Source organism: Streptomyces sp. NPDC054840 (assembly GCF_053611065.1).
The window spans coordinates 1-18622 of sequence record NZ_JBSGZP010000052.1 but is presented as its reverse complement, the minus strand read 5'-3'; the positions used below and the strand labels follow the sequence as shown (position 1 = coordinate 18622).

Here is an 18622-nt window from a genome sequence, read left to right as displayed (position 1 = left end):
ACCCAGAGTCCCGGGGCCGCCCCTTTTCGTCTTCGTGGGCCTCGAAGCGGGCTCGCGCGGCCGTCCTGGCGGGGGAAGCGGACGGCGGGCCGGACCGGCGCTCCTTCGCCGAGAAGGCCCTGGTGACGTGGGTCGCAAACGGTCCCGGCTGCGGTGACAAGCCACACAGGACAAAACGGACGTACTAGGTATATTCGTAGATCAAATGGACCCTGCGGCCGGACCTCAACCCCGGGAAATCGCAGTCAACAGGCCGGAACGCCCGCACTTCGCTACGAGTTCGGGTAGTAATCGGGAGGTTTGGGGAAGTACGGGGGCTCGGGTTACCAAAGATGAGCCAGCCCGGCACCAGCTCGATCGTGCCGGGTCACTTCATGCCTCTTACAGGTGTGAACCCCCCTTGTCCCCGGCCCCGGAGGTCTGCACATGTTCGCGAAGCGCGTCTACACCCGTCGTACCCGTATCACCGCCGGCGCCACCGCTCTCGGTGCGGTGCTGGCCCTCGGGGCGGGCACGACCGCCGCGTTCGCAGACGCCCCGCAGACCGCCGTCACCGTCAAGGCCGCCGGCGCAGCCGGTGCCGCGGGCTCCTCGAAGACCGGTCTCTGGGACAAGCCGCTGGAGAAGTACACGCTGTCCGCCACCTTCGGCAAGGGCGGCACCATGTGGTCCCACAAGCACTCCGGCCAGGACTTCGCCGTCCCGGTCGGCACCCCGGTCAAGGCCGCGGCCGCCGGCGTCGTCGTCAAGGCGGGCCCGAACGGCGGCGGCGACGGCCCCGCCTACGGCAACGCCATCGTGATCAAGCACGCGAACAAGACGTACTCCCAGTACGCGCACCTCTCGAAGATCCAGATCAAGGTCGGCCAGAAGGTCAAGGCCTCGCAGCGGATCGCCCTGTCGGGCAACACCGGCAACTCCAGCGGCCCGCACCTGCACTTCGAGATCCGCACCACCCCGAACTACGGCTCGGCCGTCAACCCGGTGGCCTTCCTGCGCACCAACGGCGTCCGCGTCTGACCCGTCCCGACCGCAGGACGCGCCGCACCCGCGGCGCCCGTCGTACCGGCCGACCCGCCCTGCTCACCGATCAGGTGAGCAGCCAGGCATGGGTCGGCTTCGGCGATGGATCGAGCTTCCCTTCCTTGTACGCGGCGGCCTGCTCCGCCGTGAAGGCCATGTCGTAGGTCTTGATGTTGTGCAGGGCGCCCTGCCACGGACCGGTCCAGATGTTGTGGTGCTTGGACCGGCCGAGCTGCAGCGGACCGGGGGCCTGCCAGATGGGCGGCACCGGGGTCTCGCCGGCCTTCTTGCCGTCCACGTAGAGCGCGATGGCCTTCTTCTCGGCGTCGTAGGTGGCCATCAGCAGCGTGGGCGTCTTCACCATGCTGAGCCCCTCGGCGGTGACCGTCCGCGTGGTGGCCGCGGCGCCCTTGTCGCCCGTCTGCACGCGGAAGATCCAGGCCTGCTTGCCGTTCACCTCGTTCACGCCGAGCTCGAAGGAGAACGACTCCCCGTCGCCCTGGCTCATGATGATCCGCGAGCCCTTGACGGCGGAGTTGTAGGCGCGGGCCGTGACGGTGAAGCTCTTGGTCACGTCCACGACCGGCTCGGCGGACTGCCCCCACGAGTTCCCGCTGCCCTTGCCGATGACCTGGAAGCGCTTGCCCAGCGGGCCGACCTTGAGGTCGGGGCCCAGCCGGATGCCCATCTTGCCGTAGCTGTCGCGCAGCAGGGTGTCGTCGCCCTCGACGGTCGCGGTGTAGGCGGCAGGCCCCTTCGCGTCCTCCGGCTCGGGCGAGGCGGAGACCGAGTTCGAAGGCTGGGCGTCCTGCCCGTCCTCGTTGCCGCCCAGAAGGAAGAACGTTCCGCCGCCGGCCAGGAGCGCGAGCACGGTCACCCCGCCGCCCAGCATCCACAGCCGCTTCTTGCGCCGCTCGGCCGCGGAGCGGTCGGCCATGGCCTCCCAGTCCGGCTGCTGCGAGGCGCCGGGGAGGTCCGGACCGGCCAGCCGCGTGAAACCCTGCTGGGCCGGAGGCCACTCACCGCCCCCCGCGTCCTGCTGGTACGGGTTCGGCTGCTGCCCCGTCTGCGGGTAGCCGTAGCCGCCGGAGGGGGTCGGGTAGCCGTAGCCGTCCTGCGCGTGCGGTCCCGGCGGGAACCCGTATCCGCCGCTCCCGGGGGAGGGCTCGGGCTGCGGGTGGCTCAGGGGATTCGTACCGTCGGTCATGCCACGGATGCTAAGTCACGGACCCGCGGGCGGATACGGCCCGGTACCCGTCCCGCCCCACCCGCCCCGGTTCAGCCCTGCGGCAGCTGGAGGATCGGGAAGCTGCCCGTCGCCGTCGGCGCGTGCTCCGGCAGCCACAGGACAGCCACCGCACCCGCCGCCGAGCCCTCGCGCTCCGAGCCGCCCCGAGCGGCCACGTTACGGAAGGTCAGCCGGGCGCCCAGCACCCGCGCCTGGCCCTCGGCGATGGTCAGCCCCAGCCCGTGCCCCACACCCGCGCGGTCCGTCGAGCCGGTGCGGAAGCGACTCGGCCCCTCCCGCAGCAGTGCCTCCGGGAAGCCCGGCCCGTGGTCCCGGACCCGTACGACCCGTCCCTCGACGTCGACCTGGATCGGCGGCCGCCCGTACCGCGCGGCATTGGCCAGCAGGTTCCCCAGGATCCGCTCCAGGCGGCGCGGGTCGGTGCTGACGATCTCGTCCGCGACGACCCGTACGGTCGCCTCCGGCATCAGCGACGTCACCCGCCGGCTCACGAACTCGCCCAGCGCCACGTCCTGCAGCTCCGCCCGCTCCGAAGCGCTGTCCAGCCGGGCCACCTCCAGCACGTCCTCGACCAAGGCGCGCAGGGCCTGGGCCCGGTCCCGCACCAGCTCCGTCGGCCGCCCCGGAGGCAGCAGTTCCGCCGCCGTGAGCAGGCCTGTCACCGGAGTCCGCAGCTCGTGCGCGATGTCCGCGGTCACCCGCCGCTCGGCCTCCAGCCGTTGCTGGAGGGCGTCCGCCATGGCGTCCACGGCCCGCGCGAGGTCGTCCGTCTCGTCCCGCACGACACCGCCGACCGCATCCCGTACGCGTACGTCGGGATCACCGTGCGCCACCCGCTGCGAGGCGGCCGCGGCCTTGCGCAGCCGGCGCGAGATCTGCCCGCCGATGAGCACGCCGAGCGCCGAGCCGCCGATCACGGCGGACAGCCCGCCGATGACGAGTGCCCGGTCCAGGTCGGGGAGCAGGTTGGCACTCTCCCGGAAGGGCGTGTGCAGCGACAGCACCAGCCCGTTCCCGAGCGGCACGGCGGCCCACACCTCGGGCAAGCCCCCGTGCGGCCGCTCCTGGATGTAGGTCCCGCGGCGGCCCGACTGCACCTTGTGCCGCAGTTCGGCGGGCAGTTCGGGATCGTTGAGCTTGGCGCCCATGGGCGGCTTGCGCCCGGCATCGGCGTTACGGGAGATGAACTGCACGCGCTCCAGCTGCACCTCGCGGGCGCTCTCCAGCATCGACACGCGGGCAGCACTGTGCACCACCAGGCTCAGCGCGATCGTGACGAGGACGCCCACGGAGGCGATGGCGACTGTGATCTTCCAGCGGATCCCCGTGCGGAGGGTGAACCGTCTCATGCCCGTCTTCTTGCGTGAAAAGCCCCGGCCCCGGCCGGGGAAGGAGAGGTGTTCTCGGCGCGAGGCCGTGGAGCGGCAGCGTATCGCTGAGTGATGCGCCGGCCTGCGCTTGTGTTCGGATTTTGACAAGCACCGTCGACCGGGGGCGTCCCCGGTCCAGGCCGTGCCCGGTCTGCGGGGCCGCCCATGACCGGCACGAGAACGCAGCGGCCGATCTTCCGGCCGCCGGGCCGGCGGTCGCTGACCGTGGCGCGGGTCGCAGACCTCAACGGGAGTCCTCCTCTCGGTCGGGGCGGTCCGTGCTGAAGCGGTGGATCCCCTCCGCGAGGTGGGAAGCCCCCCAGCCAGGGCAGGTCAAGCCTTGAGTTTGTATCCGAAGCCCCGGACCGTTTCGATCCGGTCCTGACCGATCTTGGTGCGCAGCCGCTGGACGTGGACGTCCACGACGCGGGTGTCGCCGCCCCAGTCGTAGTCCCAGACACGCTCCAGCAGCCGGTCGCGCGACAGCACGGTGCCGGGCGCGGAGGAGAACTCCAGCAGCAGCCGCATCTCGGTCGGGGTCAGGGCCACGGCGGCGCCCGCCCGGCGGACCTCCATGCCCTCGGTGTCCACCTCCAGGTCGCCGAAGGAGAGCACCCCGCGCTCGGGGTCCGAGCCGTTGCCGGCCCCGTTGGCTCCGCCGTTCTGCGGGCCGCCGGAGTGATCGAAGCGGCGCAGCACCGCGCGGATCCGGGCCACGAGCACGGAGCCGTCGAAGGGCTTGGTGACGTAGTCGTCGGCGCCCGCCTCCAGGCCCAGCACCACGTCGATGCTGTCGGCGCGCGCGGAGAGCATGATCACCGGGACGGTGGACTCGTCGCGGATGCGGCGGCACAGGCTCACGCCGTCCATCCCGGGGACCATCACGTCCAGCAGGGCGATGTCGGGCCGGTCCGCGCGGAAGGACTCCAGTCCCGACAGGCCGTCGGGCATGGCCGTGACCACGAACCCGTCGCGTTCCAGCGCCAGGGTCGTGGCCTCACGGATGACGTCGTCGTCCTCCACGAACAGGACATGGGTCTCGGCCATGCGGGAGCCTCGCCTCGGTTCTTCTGTGCTCAGTTCTTCTGACTCGTGACCGGGGCGGGCGGGGCGCCGCCGTCGACCACATTGCTGTACTCCGAGTGAACTCGGTCCTGCTCGGTGAACTTCTCCCCGTTCCAGCGGTACGTGATCACGTCCTCGCCCGACGGATAGGCGAGCGCGTCGCTCTTTCCGTAGACCTGCTTCGTGACCACCAGGTCGCCCCGGTCGATCTCCGCGTAGACGGGTGGCTGTTCGTCCGAGAAGACATTCTCGTACGTGACTCCGTCCGCCCGGTACACGTACGTTCCGCGGCCCAGGGCGTCGGCGCAGGACAGGACGTTCACCACGATGTCCACGACGGGGCTGCCGGTGACCTTCCCGTAACTCACGTCCACCGGGTAATCCTTGCCCGAGCAGGGCTTGAGGTCCCGTTTGACCTCGTTGCTGACCTTGGGGTCCTTCATCAGCAGCCCGACGGGGTCGACCTTCTTCAGCGGCCGGCCGGACGACGCCGAGACGGGGTCGTCGGGGGCGGGCCCCGAGGACGCCGCCCTGGACACGGCCTCGGTGCGGGCCGGGCCGCCGTCGCGCAGGCCGGTGCCGCCCGTGGCGCACCCGACCGCGAACACGGCTGTGCCGACGAGGACGACCGTCCCCGCCGACATCAGCACCAGAGAACCTCCGGAGAAACCTTGGCCGTTCAGGCCGCGCACCGCTCACGCCCCTCGTACCGCATGGTGTGGTCACCGCGCTCCAGCGCACGCATGTCCAGATCCCGGCTCTCCAGCTCCTGCCGGAGGCGGGCCAGGGCGCGGTGCAGAGTGCTCTTCACGGTTCCCGCCGACATTCCGAGCGCCGCTGCCGTCTCGTCGGTGCTCATCTGCTCCCAGTGTCGCAGCACGACCACGCTGCGCTGCTTGGGCGCGAGAACCTTGAGGATGTCCATGAGGAGGGCGCGGTCGGCGCGCTGGTCGGAGCCGTCCTCGACGGAGGCGTCGGGGAGCTGCTCGGTGGGGACCTCTTCGAGCTTGCGGGCGCGCCACCACTCGGTGCGGGTGTTGATCATGACCCGGCGCAGGTAGGCGTCGGCCAGGGACTTGTCGGCGATGCCGTCCCAGCGGCCGTAGGTGCGGACGAGCGCGGTCTGCAGGAGGTCCTGGGCGTCGGTCGGATCCGGGACCAGGCGTCGCGCACTGCGCAGCAGCGCGTCCTGCCGGGTGCGTACGTACTCTTCGAATCCGAGTACCTCACCGTGCGCCATCTCAGACCGCCTCCACCCGTCAAACCGTTCATCCCCGTGCCCTACGGATCCGAAGGTACGGAGGGGTTGTCACGGGCCTGTGCGAGCCAGCCTTCGGTGGGCGCACGGACACCCATAGGTTGTGTAACAACCCCTGTGAGCTGCGGTTTCCCGGCAGGAAGCGGAATGACGGAGTCAGCTTCGGTCAGGCCCGCGGGACGGCCGGGGGGACGCTCGGGGGGAGGGCCTGCGGGAGCCGGTAGAAGCCTCCGTCCATGGGCTCCACCAGCCCGTCGGAGACCAGCCCGTCCAGCGCCCGGGCCCGCCGCACGGGCTCGTCCCAGACCATGTCGAGCACGGCCTGCGGAACCGCGCCCACCGCCTCCCGGAGCACGGCGAGGAGCTTGCCCCGCACCTGCCGGTCGGTCCCGGCGTACGTCTGCCCGCGCCGCGGGGGCCCCTCGTGCGCGGGCTTCCCGGCGAGCCGCCACGCGCACAGCCCGGCCACCGGGCAGCGCGCGCAGTCGGGGTTCTTGGCGGTGCACACCAGCGCGCCGAGTTCCATCGAGGCCGCCGCCCAGCGGGCCGCCGTGCCCTCGTCCTCGGGCAGCAGGGCCCGGGCGAGGCGCCGTTCGGCGGCGGTCGTCGCGTTCGGCGGGTACTCGACCCCGGTCGCGGTGCGCGCGAAGACCCGGCGGACGTTCGTGTCGAGGACGGCGTGCCGCTGCCCGTACGCGAAGGAGGCCACGGCCGCCGCCGTGTACTCACCGATCCCGGGCAGCGCCAGCAGCTGCGCGTGCTCCTGCGGTACGTCGCCCCCGTGCCGGTCCGTTATGGCGACGGCCGCGCCGTGCAGCCGCAGCGCGCGGCGCGGGTAGCCGAGCCGGCCCCAGGCCCGTACGGCCTCGCCGGGGGCCTCGGCGGCCAGGTCCGCGGGGCGGGGCCACCGGGCGAGCCACTGCTCGTAGACCGGCAGGACCCGGCTGACGGGCGTCTGCTGGAGCATGAACTCGCTGACCATGACCCCCCAGGGGCCGGCCTCGGGGCGGCGCCAGGGCAGGTCGCGGGCATGCTCGTCGAACCACGCGATGACGGGGGAGTGCAGTGCGTGGGAGGAGTCGGGGGATACGGCCGTGGAGGAAGCGGGAGATGCAGTCATGGCAGACGGCATCCTGGCACGTTTCACCTCCCTCGGCGCGCGAGACCCGGACCGGTGCACCGGACGACGGCCGGCGCCACAGGAGGGGCGGCGCCCGGGCCGCGCGAGCGCTGGGCGAAAGCGGTGAGGGCGCGGCGGAGGCCGGGCCGTCCGTGCTCACCGAACGTAGGCACAGCGGGTCGATCTCCGCATTCACCCTTTGGCCGGATCCCGGGCCCTCGATTGCGCCCGCAGGATGATCATCGGCAAATCAAAACCTTCGCGCGGCATGTGGGGCACTGATCGGGCCGCGAACTCTCGTAAAGTTCCGTCCGTGGGATCTCTGCGCAATCCGGTCGGGCCGCTCCCCTCCTCCATCTACTGGCGACGGAGGGCTGTGCTGGCTTCCGTTGTCGCGCTCCTCGCGCTCCTCGCCGTATGGACCGTCAGTTCCGGTGGGGGGAGGACGAGTACGAACGGAAAGGGCCAGCACGGCCCCGACCCTGTCACCTCGATCACCCCTGGCCCGTCCGGCACCGGCCCCGCGATCAGCGCGGCCCCCGGCGGGCGTCCCGAGTCGGGCAGCGGCGGGAGCACCGGCTCCGAGGGCGGCTCCACGGGCGGCGGGGGCAAGAACGGCGAACCGGGCGGCGGCGCGGGCGCGAACGGCGGCTCGGTTTCCGGCGCCGGCGGCGCCGCGGGCGGCGCGGCTCCGGTCCCGGCGGACTCCGCGCTCCCCACGTGCGCGCCGGGCTCGCTGCAGTGGGAGGTCAAGAGCGTGAAGAACGAGTACGAGGCGAACGAGAAGCCGCGCCTCGAACTGGTCGCCCGGAACACCTCCGGAACCACCTGCAAGATCGACCTCGGCCCGAAGCAGGCCGTCCTGACCATCCTTCAGGCGAGCAGCAGCAAGGCCGTCTGGTCCTCGGCGGACTGCCCGCCGGGCGCGGGCAACGCCTTCTTCCGCCTTCCGGCGCAGGGCGAGACGAAGCAGTCGCTGGAATGGGACCGCAGGTTCAGCGCTGCCGACCAGTGCCAGACGCCTCCGGCGGGGTCCGCGGCTCCCGACACCTACGTGGTCGAGGTCAAGGCCCCGGGCATGGCGGTGGCCCGTACCTCGTTCGTCCTCAGGCAGGGCTGACGAGCCGGCCCGGCCGGCGTGCGAGGCAGAGGATCCGGAGCGGAGCCCCGGCAGCGGACAGCCCTTAGACGTACCGCTCCAGGATGGACGACTCGGCCAGGCGGGACAGGCCCTCGCGGACGCTCCGGGCGCGGGCCTCGCCCACCCCGTCCACGGCCTGGAGGTCGTCCACGGAAGCCGCCAGCAGCTTCTGCAGCCCGCCGAAGTGCTCCACGAGCCGCTCGATGATCGCGCCCGGCAGCCGCGGAATCTTCGCCAGCAGCCGGTACCCGCGCGGCGACACCGCCGAGTCCAGCGTCTCCGGCGAGCCGGTGTACCCCAGCGCGCGCGCCACGATGGCCAGCTCCAGCAGCTCCGGATGCGTCAGCGCGTCCAGCTCCGCCAGCGCCTCGTCCACCGTGCGGGAACGCTTCGCCGTCGGCTCCGGCACGTAGTCCCGGATGACCAGCTCCCGCTCCTGCTCGATCCCGACCGTCAGCTCGTCCAGCTGCAGCGACAGCAGTCGCCCGTCCGTGCCCAGTTCGACCACGTACTCGGCGATCTCGGTCGCGATCCGGCGGACCATTTCCAGCCGCTGCGCGACCGCCGTCACGTCGCGGACCGTGACCAGGTCCTCGATCTCCAGCGCCGACAGCGTGCCCGCGACCTCGTCGAGGCGCAGCTTGTACCGCTCCAGCGTGGCCAGCGCCTGGTTCGCCCGCGACAGGATCGCCCCGGACTCCTCCAGGACCCGCCGCTCCCCGTCGACGTACAGCGCGATCAGCCGCATCGACTGCGACACCGACACCACGGGGAAACCGCACTGCTTGGAGACGCGGTCGGCCGTACGGTGGCGCGTACCCGTCTCCTCCGTCGGGATCGACGCGTCCGGCACCAGCTGCACCCCGGCGCGCAGGATCTTGGTGATGTCCTTGTCGATGATGAGCGCGCCGTCGAGCTTGCACAGCTCGCGCAGCCGGGTCGCGGTGAACTCCACGTCCAGGACGAAGCCGCCGGTGCACATCGCTTCGACGCTCTTGTCCATACCGAGGACGATGAGCCCGCCGGTGTTGCCGCGGACGATCCGTTCCAAGCCGTCACGCAGCGGCTGACCAGGTGCGACCGCGCTCAGCGAGGCGCGCATCATGGCCTCCTGCTTGGAGCTCGCGCCCGACTTCCCGGATGCTGCTGCCCCGTCCTTGGCTGCCACTGCACTCCTCCGGTCGCGGGTTGCGCCGCCCAGCGCCGCGGGCACGAGGACGTGCGTACGGCCGGGCGGACCAGCACAAAGTCTACCGGCGCGCGCCGCGGCCCGGCCGTGGCTTGGCCAGGTACGGCCCGGGCGGGCCCCCGTCGGCCCCTTCGACGGACCCCTGACCAGGGGATCGTCCCCCCAGGGTGTCCGTGCGGGTATCCCCTCGTCGTCTCCCCGGGTCGGCTACTGCGCGGACCGTTCCCCGGCGGGCGTACGGGAGCGGCCGCGCGGCAACACCCGCAGCGCGTCGCCCATGTCGGCCACCTCGATGACCTTCATCCCGGCCGGCACCTTGCCCGGATCCGCCGGGACCAGCGCGTGCGTGAATCCCAGCCGGTGCGCCTCCGCGAGCCGCCGCTGCACGCCGGTCACCCGCCGCACCTCGCCGGCCAGGCCGACCTCACCGATCGCGACGAGGTTCTTCGGCAGGGGGACGTCACTGGCGGCGGAGGCCAGTGCGAGCGCGATCGCCAGGTCGGCGGCCGGCTCGGTGAGCTTCACCCCGCCCACGGTGGCGCTGTAGATGTCGCGCTTGCCGAGCGCCGTGATCCGGCCGCGCTGCTCCAGCACCGCCAGCATCATCGACACGCGCGAGGTCTCCAGGCCCGAGGTCGTGCGCCGGGGGGAGGGGATCTGCGAGTCCACGGTCAGCGCCTGCACCTCGGCGACCAGCGGACGCTTCCCCTCCAGAGTCACCGTCAGGCAGGTGCCCGGAACGGCCTCGGCCCGCCGGGTCAGGAAGAGCCCGCTCGGGTCGGCGAGCCCGGTGATCCCCTCGTCGTGCAGTTCGAAGCAGCCGACCTCGTCGGTGGCCCCGTACCGGTTCTTGATGCCGCGCACCAGCCGCAGCCGGGCGTGCCGGTCGCCCTCGAAGCTCAGCACCACGTCGACGAGGTGCTCCAGCAGGCGGGGACCGGCGATGGCCCCGTCCTTGGTCACGTGGCCGACGAGGAGGGTGGACATGCCGCGCTCCTTGGAGGCCCGGATCAGCGCCCCGGCCACCTCCCGTACCTGGGCCATGCCGCCGGGCGCGCCGTCGATCTCGGGCGAGGCGACGGTCTGTACGGAGTCCAGGATCAGCAGGGAAGGCTTCACGGCGTCGAGATGCCCGAGCACGGCGGACAGATCGGTCTCGGCGGCGAGGTAGAGGTGATCGCTGAGGGCGTTGATCCGGTCGGCGCGCAGGCGCACCTGGCTCGCCGACTCCTCGCCCGTCACGTACAGCGTGCGGTGCTCGTCGCTGGCGGCCTTGGCCGCGACGTCCAGCAGCAGGGTCGACTTGCCGACACCGGGCTCGCCGGCGAGCAGAACGACGGCGCCGGGCACGAGCCCGCCTCCGAGGACGCGGTCCAGCTCGTCCACGCCGGTGCTGCGGGCGGTCGCGGTCCGGCCGTCGACCTGCGCGATCGGCACGGCGGCGGTGGAGACCCGGCCGGCGGCGGTGGTGCGCACGGCGGGCGCGCCCATCTCCTCGACGGTGCCCCAGGCCTGGCATTCGGGACAGCGGCCGAGCCACTTGGCGGTCGTCCAGCCGCAGTCGGTGCAGCGGTAGGACGGCCGGTCCTTGGCGGATGAACGAGCGGTGCGGGCAGCCATGCCGTTCACGGTAGCCGCCCGCACCGACAAGCCGGCCCGCGGTACCGGCCGCGGGGCGCGGCCGGCGATTCGCCGACCTTGCAGGCCCACGGGACTTACAAGGGCCACGGGACCCACAGGATTCACGAGACCCATAGAACCCACAGGGCCCACGGAACCCGCAGATCACACAGGACCCGTACGGCCCGCAGGACCCATGGGCCCCCGGCGGCAGGGGTCGCCGGTCCGACCGCGTCAGGGCCTGCGTCAGCGCCTCACCGATCTGTTCACCCGTAAGGGCTAAAAGTGGCGAAGGCTTCCAGGGCGTCACCGGCGCGCCGCCTACGGTCGCCAGTTGTGAACAGCAGCAACCAGGCACACTCCTCAGCGCGCACCGGCGCACACCGGGCGCACGGGCGCATGCCCCACGAGGCCGAGCAGCCACCGCCGTTCCGGCACGAGCCCTACCTGGACGGCCTGTTCACGTACTGCCTGTCGGTCCTGTGCGACCACGACACCGCGATCGACGTGCTCGGGGACGTCCTCGCCGTGGCCGAGCGGCACCCCGGCCGCTGCCCGGACGAGGGGGACCGGCGTGCCTGGCTCTACGCCCTCGCCCGCTGGGGCTGCCTGCACCGGCTGGCCGAGCAGCGGCGCGCGCGGCAGGGAGCGCATTCCGCCCGGCGTGCGCCGGAGCATGCCCAGGGCGACCGTGCGCCGGGTGGTGACTCGGCACCCGACCGCGGCCAGGGCGCCCACCGGCTCCTTGACGTGAGCGCCTACCGCCGTACCGAGCTGGCCCGGCTCGCCTGGCCCGAAGCCGCCGGCACCACACCCGAGCAGCGCGAGGCCCTCGAACTCGCCGTCCGCCACCGCCTCGGCGTCCCGGAGCTCGCCGCCGTCCTCGGCACCCCCGCGGCCGCCGCCTGCGAGCTGCTCTCCGGCGCCGCCTGCGAGGTCGAGCGCACCCGCGCCGCCCTCGCCGTCGTCGAGACCGGCAACTGCCCCAGCGTCTCCCGGCTCACCGGCGACGAAGGCGACGGCAACGTCCTGCTCTCCAGCACCCTGCGCGCCGAGCTCGTGCGCCACGTCGACGACTGCCCCCGGTGCCGCCGCGTCGCCGAACGCGTGGGCGCCGCGGGCCCCTGGCCCGGCTCCGGCGGCCTCAACACCGCCGCGCTCCCCCTCGTACCGGCTCCCCGCACCGCCGTCCACGCCGCGATGCTCCGCTCCGGCCGGGGCCGCGGCCCCGCCCCGCGCTTCGACCGCACCGGCTTCCCCATGGACCCCAAGGACCGCGTGGCCCGGCGCGACCGGCTGCGCGCCCGGGTGGTGACCACCACCGTCGTCGCCACCGTCGTCGCCGCCCCGGTCCTGGCCCTGTGGGCGGCGTACCGCGGCGGACCCGACACCGGCGAGCCCGCAGGCGGCGATTCCACCCGTATCTCCGCCAGCGAGTCAGAGCTCCCGACCGCACGGACCGACGGCCGCCCGCTGACCGCCTACGAGAACGCCGGCAACGCCACCACCACCAGCGGCCCCGGCTTCGCCCAGAGCGACACCACCTCCGACGTCTCCGTCGAGGTGATCAGCAGTGGCCCGCCCGCGGATCCCGACCACGCCGGCGACCCGGGCCGCCTCACCGTGGCCGCATCCGCCCAGGGCGCCGTCACCCTGCTCACCCTCACCGCCACCGGCGGCGTCCCCGTGGACTGGCGGCTCTGGTCCGACGCCCCCTGGCTGCGCGCGAGCCGGACCGCGGGCACGCTCGCCCCAGGAGAATCGGTCACTCTACGGATCGCCGTGGATCCCGAGGGCCAGCCCGTGGGCGCCTGGAGGGCCCGGGTCGGGGTCGACCCGAGCGGCGCGGTGGTCTCCATCCAGGGCCGCGGCCGCCCCGCGGCGACGCCCACGCCCATGCCGGACCCGACGCAGCCCGCGACCCCGACGCCCTCGCCGGACCCGACGCAGCCGTCCACGCCGACACCGACCCCGACGGAGCCGACGATCCCGTCGCCGACCCCGACGCCGACCCCGACGGAGGGCTCAGGCGGAACGGTTTCCCCGGGCCCGGAACCGGACCCCGCTCCGTCACCGGGACCCTGAGCGGGCCTGCGGTCAGGCAGGATCCGCGGGGTGCGGTGCCATCGGCAGCAGCGAGGCCAGCCGCGCCTCGCACAGCTTCACGAGCTCGTCGTAGCCCTCCTTGCCCATCAACTCCGTCAGCTCGGGGCGGTACGACACGTACACCGGCTCGCCGGCACCGTGCGCGGAAGTCGCCGACGTGCACCACCAGTGCAGGTCGTGGCCGCCCGGCCCCCAGCCGCGGCGGTCGTACTCACCGATCGAGACCTGCAGCACGCGCGTGTCGTCCGGCCGGTCGATCCACTCGTACGTGCGGCGGATCGGCAGCTGCCAGCAGACGTCGGGCTTGGTCTCCAGCGGCTCCCGGCCCTCCTTCACCGCGAGGATGTGGAGCGAGCAGCCGGCCCCGGCGGGGAACCCCGGCCGGTTCAGGAAGATGCACGCGCCGTCCCAGCGGCGGGTCTGCTTCTCCCCGTCGTCGTCGTTCTGCGTCCACCCGCTCTCGCTGCCGACGTCGTGGAACTGCCACAGCTCGGGCGTCAGCCGGGCCACGTGCTGCGCGACGCGCTTCTCGTCGTCCTCGTCGGAGAAGTGGGCGCCGAGCGTGCAGCAGCCGTCGTCGGCCCGGCCCGCCTGGATGCCCTGGCAGCCGCTGCCGAAGATGCAGGTCCAGCGGGAGGTCAGCCAGGTCAGGTCACAGCGGAAGACCTGCTCGTCGTCGGCGGGGTCGGGGAACTCCACCCAGGCCCGGGGGAAGTCGAGCCCCTTCTCGTCGGCCGCGACCACGGCCTTGTCCTTACCGGCCTTGGCGGCGGCCTTGGCCTTGCCCTTGCCGGTGTCCTTGCCCGTGTCCTTCTGCGACCGGGTCTTGTTGGCCTTCTTCGTATTTGGCACAAACACAAGCCTATGCGCCCCTTACTCAACCCCCGAGTCTTCCTCGCAGTAGCGTTTCCCCCCATGAGACTCGGTGTGCTGGACGTGGGTTCGAATACGGTCCATCTGCTGGTGGTGGACGCGCATCCCGGCGCGCGCCCGCAGCCGGCGCATTCGCACAAGGTGGAGATGAGGCTGGCGGAGCTCCTCGACGAGCACGGCGCCGTCACCCCCGAGGGCGTCGAGCGTCTGGTCTCGGTCATCGGGGACGCCGTCCAGGCCGCCGAGGACAAGGGGTGCGAGGACGTCCTCCCCTTCGCGACCAGCGCCGTACGCGAGGCCACGAACGCGGACGAGGTCCTCGCGCGGGTCAAGACCGAGACCGGCGTCGACCTGCCGGTGCTGAGCGGCGAGGACGAGTCCCGGCTGACCTTCCTGGCGGCCCGCCGCTGGTTCGGCTGGTCCGCCGGGAAGCTGCTGGTCCTGGACATCGGCGGCGGCTCGCTGGAGATCGCGTACGGCATCGACGAGGACCCGGACGCGGCCGTCTCCCTCCCGCTCGGTGCGGGGCGCCTCACCGCGGGCTGGCTCCCGGGCGACCCGCCGGACGCGCTGGACGTCCGGGCGCTACGGCGGCACGTGCGGGCGGAGATCGCCCGGACGGTCGGCGAGTTCCGCCGCTTCGGGGCGCCGGACCACGTGGTGGCGACCTCGAAGACCTTCAAGCAGCTGGCCCGCATCGCGGGCGCGGCCCGCTCGGCGGACGGCCTTTACGTACAGCGGGACCTGAGCCGCAAGTCCCTGGAGGAATGGGTCCCGCGCCTGGCGGCGATGACCACGGCCCAGCGCTCGGCCCTCCCGGGCGTCTCGGAGGGCCGCGCGAACCAGCTCCTGGCGGGAGCGCTGGTCGCGGAGGGCGCCATGGACCTCTTCGGCGTGGATGAACTGGAGATCTGCCCGTGGGCGCTCCGCGAGGGCGTGATCCTGCGCAGACTGGACCACATGCCGGCACCGGAGGCCTGAGGGGCGGGGCCCGGTCGGCTGCGCCGGTGATGCCGATCAAGGGGTCCCGCCTTCCGGAGCCCTGCCCTACCCTCCCGGACCCCGCACGACCGGCCCCGCCATCCGGAGCCCCCGCCGCACCTTCCCGGCCCCCACCCCCGCCCGCGTGGCCGTCGTCACGGTCACCCGGCGTCCTGGGCCCGTACCCTGTCTCCGTGGCAGAACCAGTCCGTGTCCCGACCGCGAAAGTCGCCCTATCCACCGCCTCCGTCTATCCGGAGTCGACGGCGACCGCCTTCGAGATCGCCGCGCGCCTCGGTTACGACGGCGTAGAGGTGATGGTCTGGACGGATCCGGTCAGTCAGGACGTCGACGCCCTGCGCCGCCTGTCGGACCACCACGGGGTGCCGATCCTGGCCGTGCACGCGCCGTGCCTGCTGATCACCCAGCGGGTCTGGTCCACCGACCCGTGGACCAAGCTGCAGCGCGCCCGGGCCGCGGCCGAGCGGCTCGGGGCGAGCACCGTGGTCGTGCATCCGCCGTTCCGCTGGCAGCGCCAGTACGCGCGGGACTTCGTCACCGGCATCTGGCGGATGGCCGAGGAGACCGACGTCCGGTTCGCCGTGGAGAACATGTACCCGTGGCGCTACCGGGACCGCGAGATGCTCGCGTACGCCCCCGAGTGGGACGTGACGAAGGACGACTACCGGCACTTCACCGTCGACCTGTCGCACACCGCGACCGCCCGTACCGACGCCATCGCGATGATCGACCGGATGGGCGACCGGCTCGCGCACATCCACCTCGCCGACGGGAACGGCTCGGCCAAGGACGAGCACCTGGTCCCGGGCCGCGGTACGCAGCCGTGCGCCGAGCTGCTGGAGGGCCTCGCGCGGACCTCGTTCGACGGGCACGTGGTGATCGAGGTCAACACCCGCAGGGCCATGTCCTCCGCCGAGCGCGAGGCCGATCTCGCCGAGGCGCTGGCCTTCACCCGCCTGCACCTCGCCACCAGCCCCACCAGCCCCACCCCCACCTCCCAGCGCGACAAGGCCCGCCGGCCGTGACCGATACCCCGGACGCACCCGAGCCGCGCCGCCGCGGCCCCGGCCGGCCGCGGCAGGACGAGGCCGACGACGGCCCCGGCACCCAGGAGCGCATCCGGCTCGCCGCCCGTGAGGTGTTCGCGGAGCGCGGGTACGACAAGACGTCCGTACGCGGCATCGCGAAGGTCGCCGGCGTCGACCCGGCGCTGGTGCACCACTACTTCGGCAGCAAGGACGACCTGTTCGCCGCCGCCATCGAGGTCAGCATCGAGCCCGCCCTGGTGGTCCCCGCGATCATCGGGGAGGGGCCGGACGGCATCGGCGAGCGTCTCGCCCGCTACTTCCTCGGTGTCTGGGAGAACCCGGTCACCCGGGTCCCGCTGCTCGCCGTGATCCGCTCCGCGCTCACGCACGAGGCCGCCGCGAAGGTGCTGCGGGGTCTGGTGCTGCGGCGGGTCCTGGAGCGCGTGGCCGCCGACCTCGACGTCCCCGACCCGACCTTCCGCGCCGAACTCGCCGCCTCCCACATGGTGGGCATCGCGATCCTGCGCTACGTGGTCCAGGTGGAGCCCCTCGCGTCCGCCGAGCCGGAGAAGATCGTGGCTCTCGTTGCGCCCACGCTGCAGCGGTACCTGACCGAGGAATGAGCCCGCCATCCCGGCATCCGGACGCGGTGTCCGGATCGCGGGCGGTGGGCGTAGCCTCGTATCTGAGCCATATCCGCAGTCGCGGCTGACCGTACAGCCGCACTCATGGGGAGTGAAACCGCATGCCCGAGCTGAGGTCCCGCACCGTCACCCACGGCCGCAACATGGCAGGCGCACGTGCGCTGATGCGCGCGTCGGGCGTAGCGAGCGCGGACATCGGCAAGCCGATCGTCGCGGTCGCGAACTCGTTCACCGAGTTCGTCCCCGGTCACACCCACCTGGCCCCGGTCGGCCGGATCGTCTCCGACGCCATCCGGGCCGCCGGTGCGATCCCCCGCGAGTTCAACACCATCGCGGTCGACGACGGCATCGCCATGGGTCACGGCGGCATGCTGTACTCCCTCCCGTCCCGCGACCTGATCGCGGACTCCGTCGAGTACATGGTCGAGGCGCACTGCGCCGACGCGCTGATCTGCATCTCCAACTGCGACAAGATCACCCCCGGCATGCTGATGGCCGCCATGCGCCTCAACATCCCGGTCGTCTTCGTCTCCGGAGGCCCGATGGAGGCCGGTCAGGCGACCCTCGTCGACGGCACCGTCCGCAAGCTCGACCTGATCGACGCCATGGTCGACGCCTCCAACGAGAACGTCTCCGACGAGGACGTGCTCCGCATCGAGGAGAACGCCTGTCCGACCTGCGGCTCCTGTAGCGGCATGTTCACCGCCAACTCGATGAACTGCCTCGCCGAGGCCATCGGCCTGGCCCTGCCCGGCAACGGCTCGGTCCTCGCCACGCACACCGCCCGCCGCGCCCTGTACGAGGACGCCGGCCGCACGGTCGTGGAGATCACCAAGCGCTACTACGAGGACGGCGACGAGTCCGTCCTCCCGCGCAACATCGCCACCCGCGAGGCCTTCGAGAACGCGATGGCCCTCGACATCGCGATGGGCGGCTCCACGAACACGATCCTGCACCTGCTGGCCGCGGCGCAGGAAGCGGGTCTGGACTACGACCTCACCGACATCGACGCCGTCTCGCGCCGTGTCCCGTGCCTGTCCAAGGTCGCGCCGAACGTGGCGCCCGGCGGCACGTACTACATGGAGGACATCCACCGGGCGGGCGGCATCCCCGCGATCCTCGGCGAGCTGCACCGCGGCGGTCTCCTCAACAAGGACGTCACCACCGTCCACTCGGACGGCCTGGAGGACTGGCTGGCGAAGTGGGACGCCCGCTCCGGCACGGCCACCGATACGGCCATGGAGCTGTGGCACGCGGCCCCCGGCTGCGAGCGCTCAGCCACCGCCTTCTCCCAGTCCAAGCGCTGGGAGTCCCTCGACCTCGACGCCGAGGGCGGCTGCATCCGCTCGGTGCAGCACGCGTACTCCAAGGACGGCGGCCTCGCCGTCCTGCGCGGCAACATCGCCGAGGACGGATGTGTCGTGAAGACCGCCGGTGTCGACGAGTCGATCTGGACCTTCGAGGGTCCGGCGGTCGTCTGCGAGTCGCAGGACGAGGCCGTGGACAAGATCCTCCGCAAGGAGGTCAAGGCGGGCGACGTGGTCGTCATCCGCTACGAGGGCCCGCGCGGCGGCCCCGGTATGCAGGAGATGCTCTACCCCACCTCCTTCCTCAAGGGCCGCGGGCTCGGCAAGGTCTGCGCGCTGGTGACGGACGGCCGCTTCTCCGGCGGCACCTCGGGCCTGTCCATCGGCCACGCCTCCCCGGAGGCGGCCTCGGGCGGCACCATCGCGGTCGTCGAGGACGGCGACCGGATCCGCATCGACATCCCCAACCGGTCCATCGAGGTCCTCGTCGACGAGGCCACCCTGGCGGCCCGCCACGAGGTCCTCGGCGGCGTCTACGCCCCGAAGAACCGCGAGCGCAAGGTCTCCGCGGCCCTGCGCGCCTACGCCGCGATGGCCACCAGCGCCGACAAGGGCGCGGTCCGCGAC

General features: G+C 72.5%; 16 protein-coding genes. 7 read left to right on the top strand and 9 right to left on the bottom strand.

Annotated elements, in window-relative coordinates:
• The first annotated feature begins 426 nt into the window (after positions 1-426).
• Entirely contained in the window at positions 427-1020 is a 594-nt protein-coding gene (locus ACWGIU_RS06470) for a M23 family metallopeptidase (RefSeq protein ID WP_453703006.1), read from the top strand.
• Positions 1021-1090: 70 nt separating this feature from the next.
• On the opposite strand, the gene ACWGIU_RS06465 is transcribed toward ACWGIU_RS06470, so the two are convergent.
• The 6 genes from ACWGIU_RS06465 to ACWGIU_RS06440 all read right to left on the bottom strand — a co-directional run bounded on the left by ACWGIU_RS06465 (position 1091) and on the right by ACWGIU_RS06440 (position 7085).
• Positions 1091-2230, bottom strand: coding sequence for a LamG-like jellyroll fold domain-containing protein (locus ACWGIU_RS06465; protein WP_453703004.1), 1140 nt, complete (start codon positions 2228-2230; stop codon positions 1091-1093).
• A gap of 71 nt (positions 2231-2301) precedes the next feature.
• Positions 2302-3621 (bottom strand): two-component system sensor histidine kinase CseC, encoded by a 1320-nt coding sequence (gene cseC / locus ACWGIU_RS06460; protein WP_453703002.1) that lies wholly within the window; start codon positions 3619-3621, stop codon positions 2302-2304.
• A gap of 354 nt (positions 3622-3975) precedes the next feature.
• Positions 3976-4689, bottom strand: coding sequence for a two-component system response regulator CseB (gene cseB, locus ACWGIU_RS06455; protein WP_453703000.1), 714 nt, complete (start codon positions 4687-4689; stop codon positions 3976-3978).
• Positions 4690-4718: 29 nt separating this feature from the next.
• Entirely contained in the window at positions 4719-5351 is a 633-nt protein-coding gene (locus tag ACWGIU_RS06450; protein WP_453703010.1) for a hypothetical protein, read from the bottom strand.
• Positions 5352-5386: 35 nt separating this feature from the next.
• Entirely contained in the window at positions 5387-5947 is a 561-nt protein-coding gene (locus tag ACWGIU_RS06445) for a SigE family RNA polymerase sigma factor (RefSeq protein ID WP_453702999.1), read from the bottom strand.
• A 184-nt stretch (positions 5948-6131) separates the two neighbouring features.
• Positions 6132-7085: an A/G-specific adenine glycosylase gene (locus ACWGIU_RS06440; protein WP_453702997.1), complete on the bottom strand. Its 954-nt coding sequence runs from the start codon at positions 7083-7085 to the stop codon at positions 6132-6134.
• 376 nt (positions 7086-7461) lie between these two features.
• Here ACWGIU_RS06440 and ACWGIU_RS06435 point away from each other — a divergent pair, with 376 nt between their 5' ends.
• Positions 7462-8205 (top strand): hypothetical protein, encoded by a 744-nt coding sequence (locus tag ACWGIU_RS06435; protein ID WP_453702995.1) that lies wholly within the window; start codon positions 7462-7464, stop codon positions 8203-8205.
• Between the two features lie 64 nt (positions 8206-8269).
• Here the strand turns inward: ACWGIU_RS06435 and disA are convergent, their stop codons facing one another.
• Both disA and radA read right to left on the bottom strand, forming a co-directional pair.
• Entirely contained in the window at positions 8270-9394 is a 1125-nt protein-coding gene (gene disA, locus ACWGIU_RS06430) for a DNA integrity scanning diadenylate cyclase DisA (RefSeq protein ID WP_453702993.1), read from the bottom strand.
• Between the two features lie 228 nt (positions 9395-9622).
• Positions 9623-11035: a DNA repair protein RadA gene (gene radA / locus ACWGIU_RS06425; protein WP_453702991.1), complete on the bottom strand. Its 1413-nt coding sequence runs from the start codon at positions 11033-11035 to the stop codon at positions 9623-9625.
• Positions 11036-11371: 336 nt separating this feature from the next.
• On the opposite strand from radA, the gene ACWGIU_RS06420 reads away from it, so the two are divergent.
• A complete protein-coding gene (locus tag ACWGIU_RS06420; RefSeq protein WP_453702989.1) occupies positions 11372-13120 on the top strand; it encodes a BACON domain-containing protein in 1749 nt (582 codons plus the stop codon).
• Positions 13121-13132: 12 nt separating this feature from the next.
• Here the strand turns inward: ACWGIU_RS06420 and ACWGIU_RS06415 are convergent, their stop codons facing one another.
• Positions 13133-13885, bottom strand: a complete 753-nt coding sequence (locus ACWGIU_RS06415) for a hypothetical protein (RefSeq protein ID WP_453703008.1) — start codon at positions 13883-13885, stop codon at positions 13133-13135.
• Positions 13886-14056: 171 nt separating this feature from the next.
• Between ACWGIU_RS06415 and ACWGIU_RS06410 the strand changes: the two genes are divergently transcribed.
• From ACWGIU_RS06410 to ilvD, 4 genes are all read left to right on the top strand, one after another.
• Entirely contained in the window at positions 14057-14995 is a 939-nt protein-coding gene (locus ACWGIU_RS06410; protein WP_453702987.1) for a Ppx/GppA phosphatase family protein, read from the top strand.
• A 194-nt stretch (positions 14996-15189) separates the two neighbouring features.
• Positions 15190-16041 carry a sugar phosphate isomerase/epimerase family protein gene (locus ACWGIU_RS06405; RefSeq protein ID WP_453702986.1) on the top strand — a complete coding sequence of 284 codons (852 nt, stop codon included), beginning with the start codon at positions 15190-15192 and terminating at the stop codon, positions 16039-16041.
• The gene (locus ACWGIU_RS06400) at positions 16038-16667 is read left to right on the top strand and encodes a TetR/AcrR family transcriptional regulator (protein WP_453702984.1); all 630 of its coding nucleotides are present in this window, start codon (positions 16038-16040) and stop codon (positions 16665-16667) included. Before ACWGIU_RS06405 ends, ACWGIU_RS06400 begins: the two co-directional genes overlap by 4 nt.
• Before the next feature lie 122 nt (positions 16668-16789).
• The coding region (gene ilvD / locus ACWGIU_RS06395) for a dihydroxy-acid dehydratase (protein WP_453702982.1) at positions 16790-18622 on the top strand (1833 nt) is incomplete at its 3' end.

Bases quoted from the DNA above. Each gene is read 5' to 3' on its own strand.
- ACWGIU_RS06470 (WP_453703006.1), top strand. From the start codon at position 427: ATGTTCGCGAAGCGCGTCTACACCCGTCGTACCCGTATCACCGCCGGC.
- ACWGIU_RS06465 (WP_453703004.1), bottom strand. From the start codon at position 2,230: ATGACCGACGGTACGAATCCCCTGAGCCACCCGCAGCCCGAGCCCTCC.
- cseC (WP_453703002.1), bottom strand. From the start codon at position 3,621: ATGAGACGGTTCACCCTCCGCACGGGGATCCGCTGGAAGATCACAGTC.
- cseB (WP_453703000.1), bottom strand. From the start codon at position 4,689: ATGGCCGAGACCCATGTCCTGTTCGTGGAGGACGACGACGTCATCCGT.
- ACWGIU_RS06450 (WP_453703010.1), bottom strand. From the start codon at position 5,351: ATGTCGGCGGGGACGGTCGTCCTCGTCGGCACAGCCGTGTTCGCGGTC.
- ACWGIU_RS06445 (WP_453702999.1), bottom strand. From the start codon at position 5,947: ATGGCGCACGGTGAGGTACTCGGATTCGAAGAGTACGTACGCACCCGG.
- ACWGIU_RS06440 (WP_453702997.1), bottom strand. From the start codon at position 7,085: ATGACTGCATCTCCCGCTTCCTCCACGGCCGTATCCCCCGACTCCTCC.
- radA (WP_453702991.1), bottom strand. From the start codon at position 11,035: ATGGCTGCCCGCACCGCTCGTTCATCCGCCAAGGACCGGCCGTCCTAC.
- ACWGIU_RS06410 (WP_453702987.1), top strand. From the start codon at position 14,057: ATGAGACTCGGTGTGCTGGACGTGGGTTCGAATACGGTCCATCTGCTG.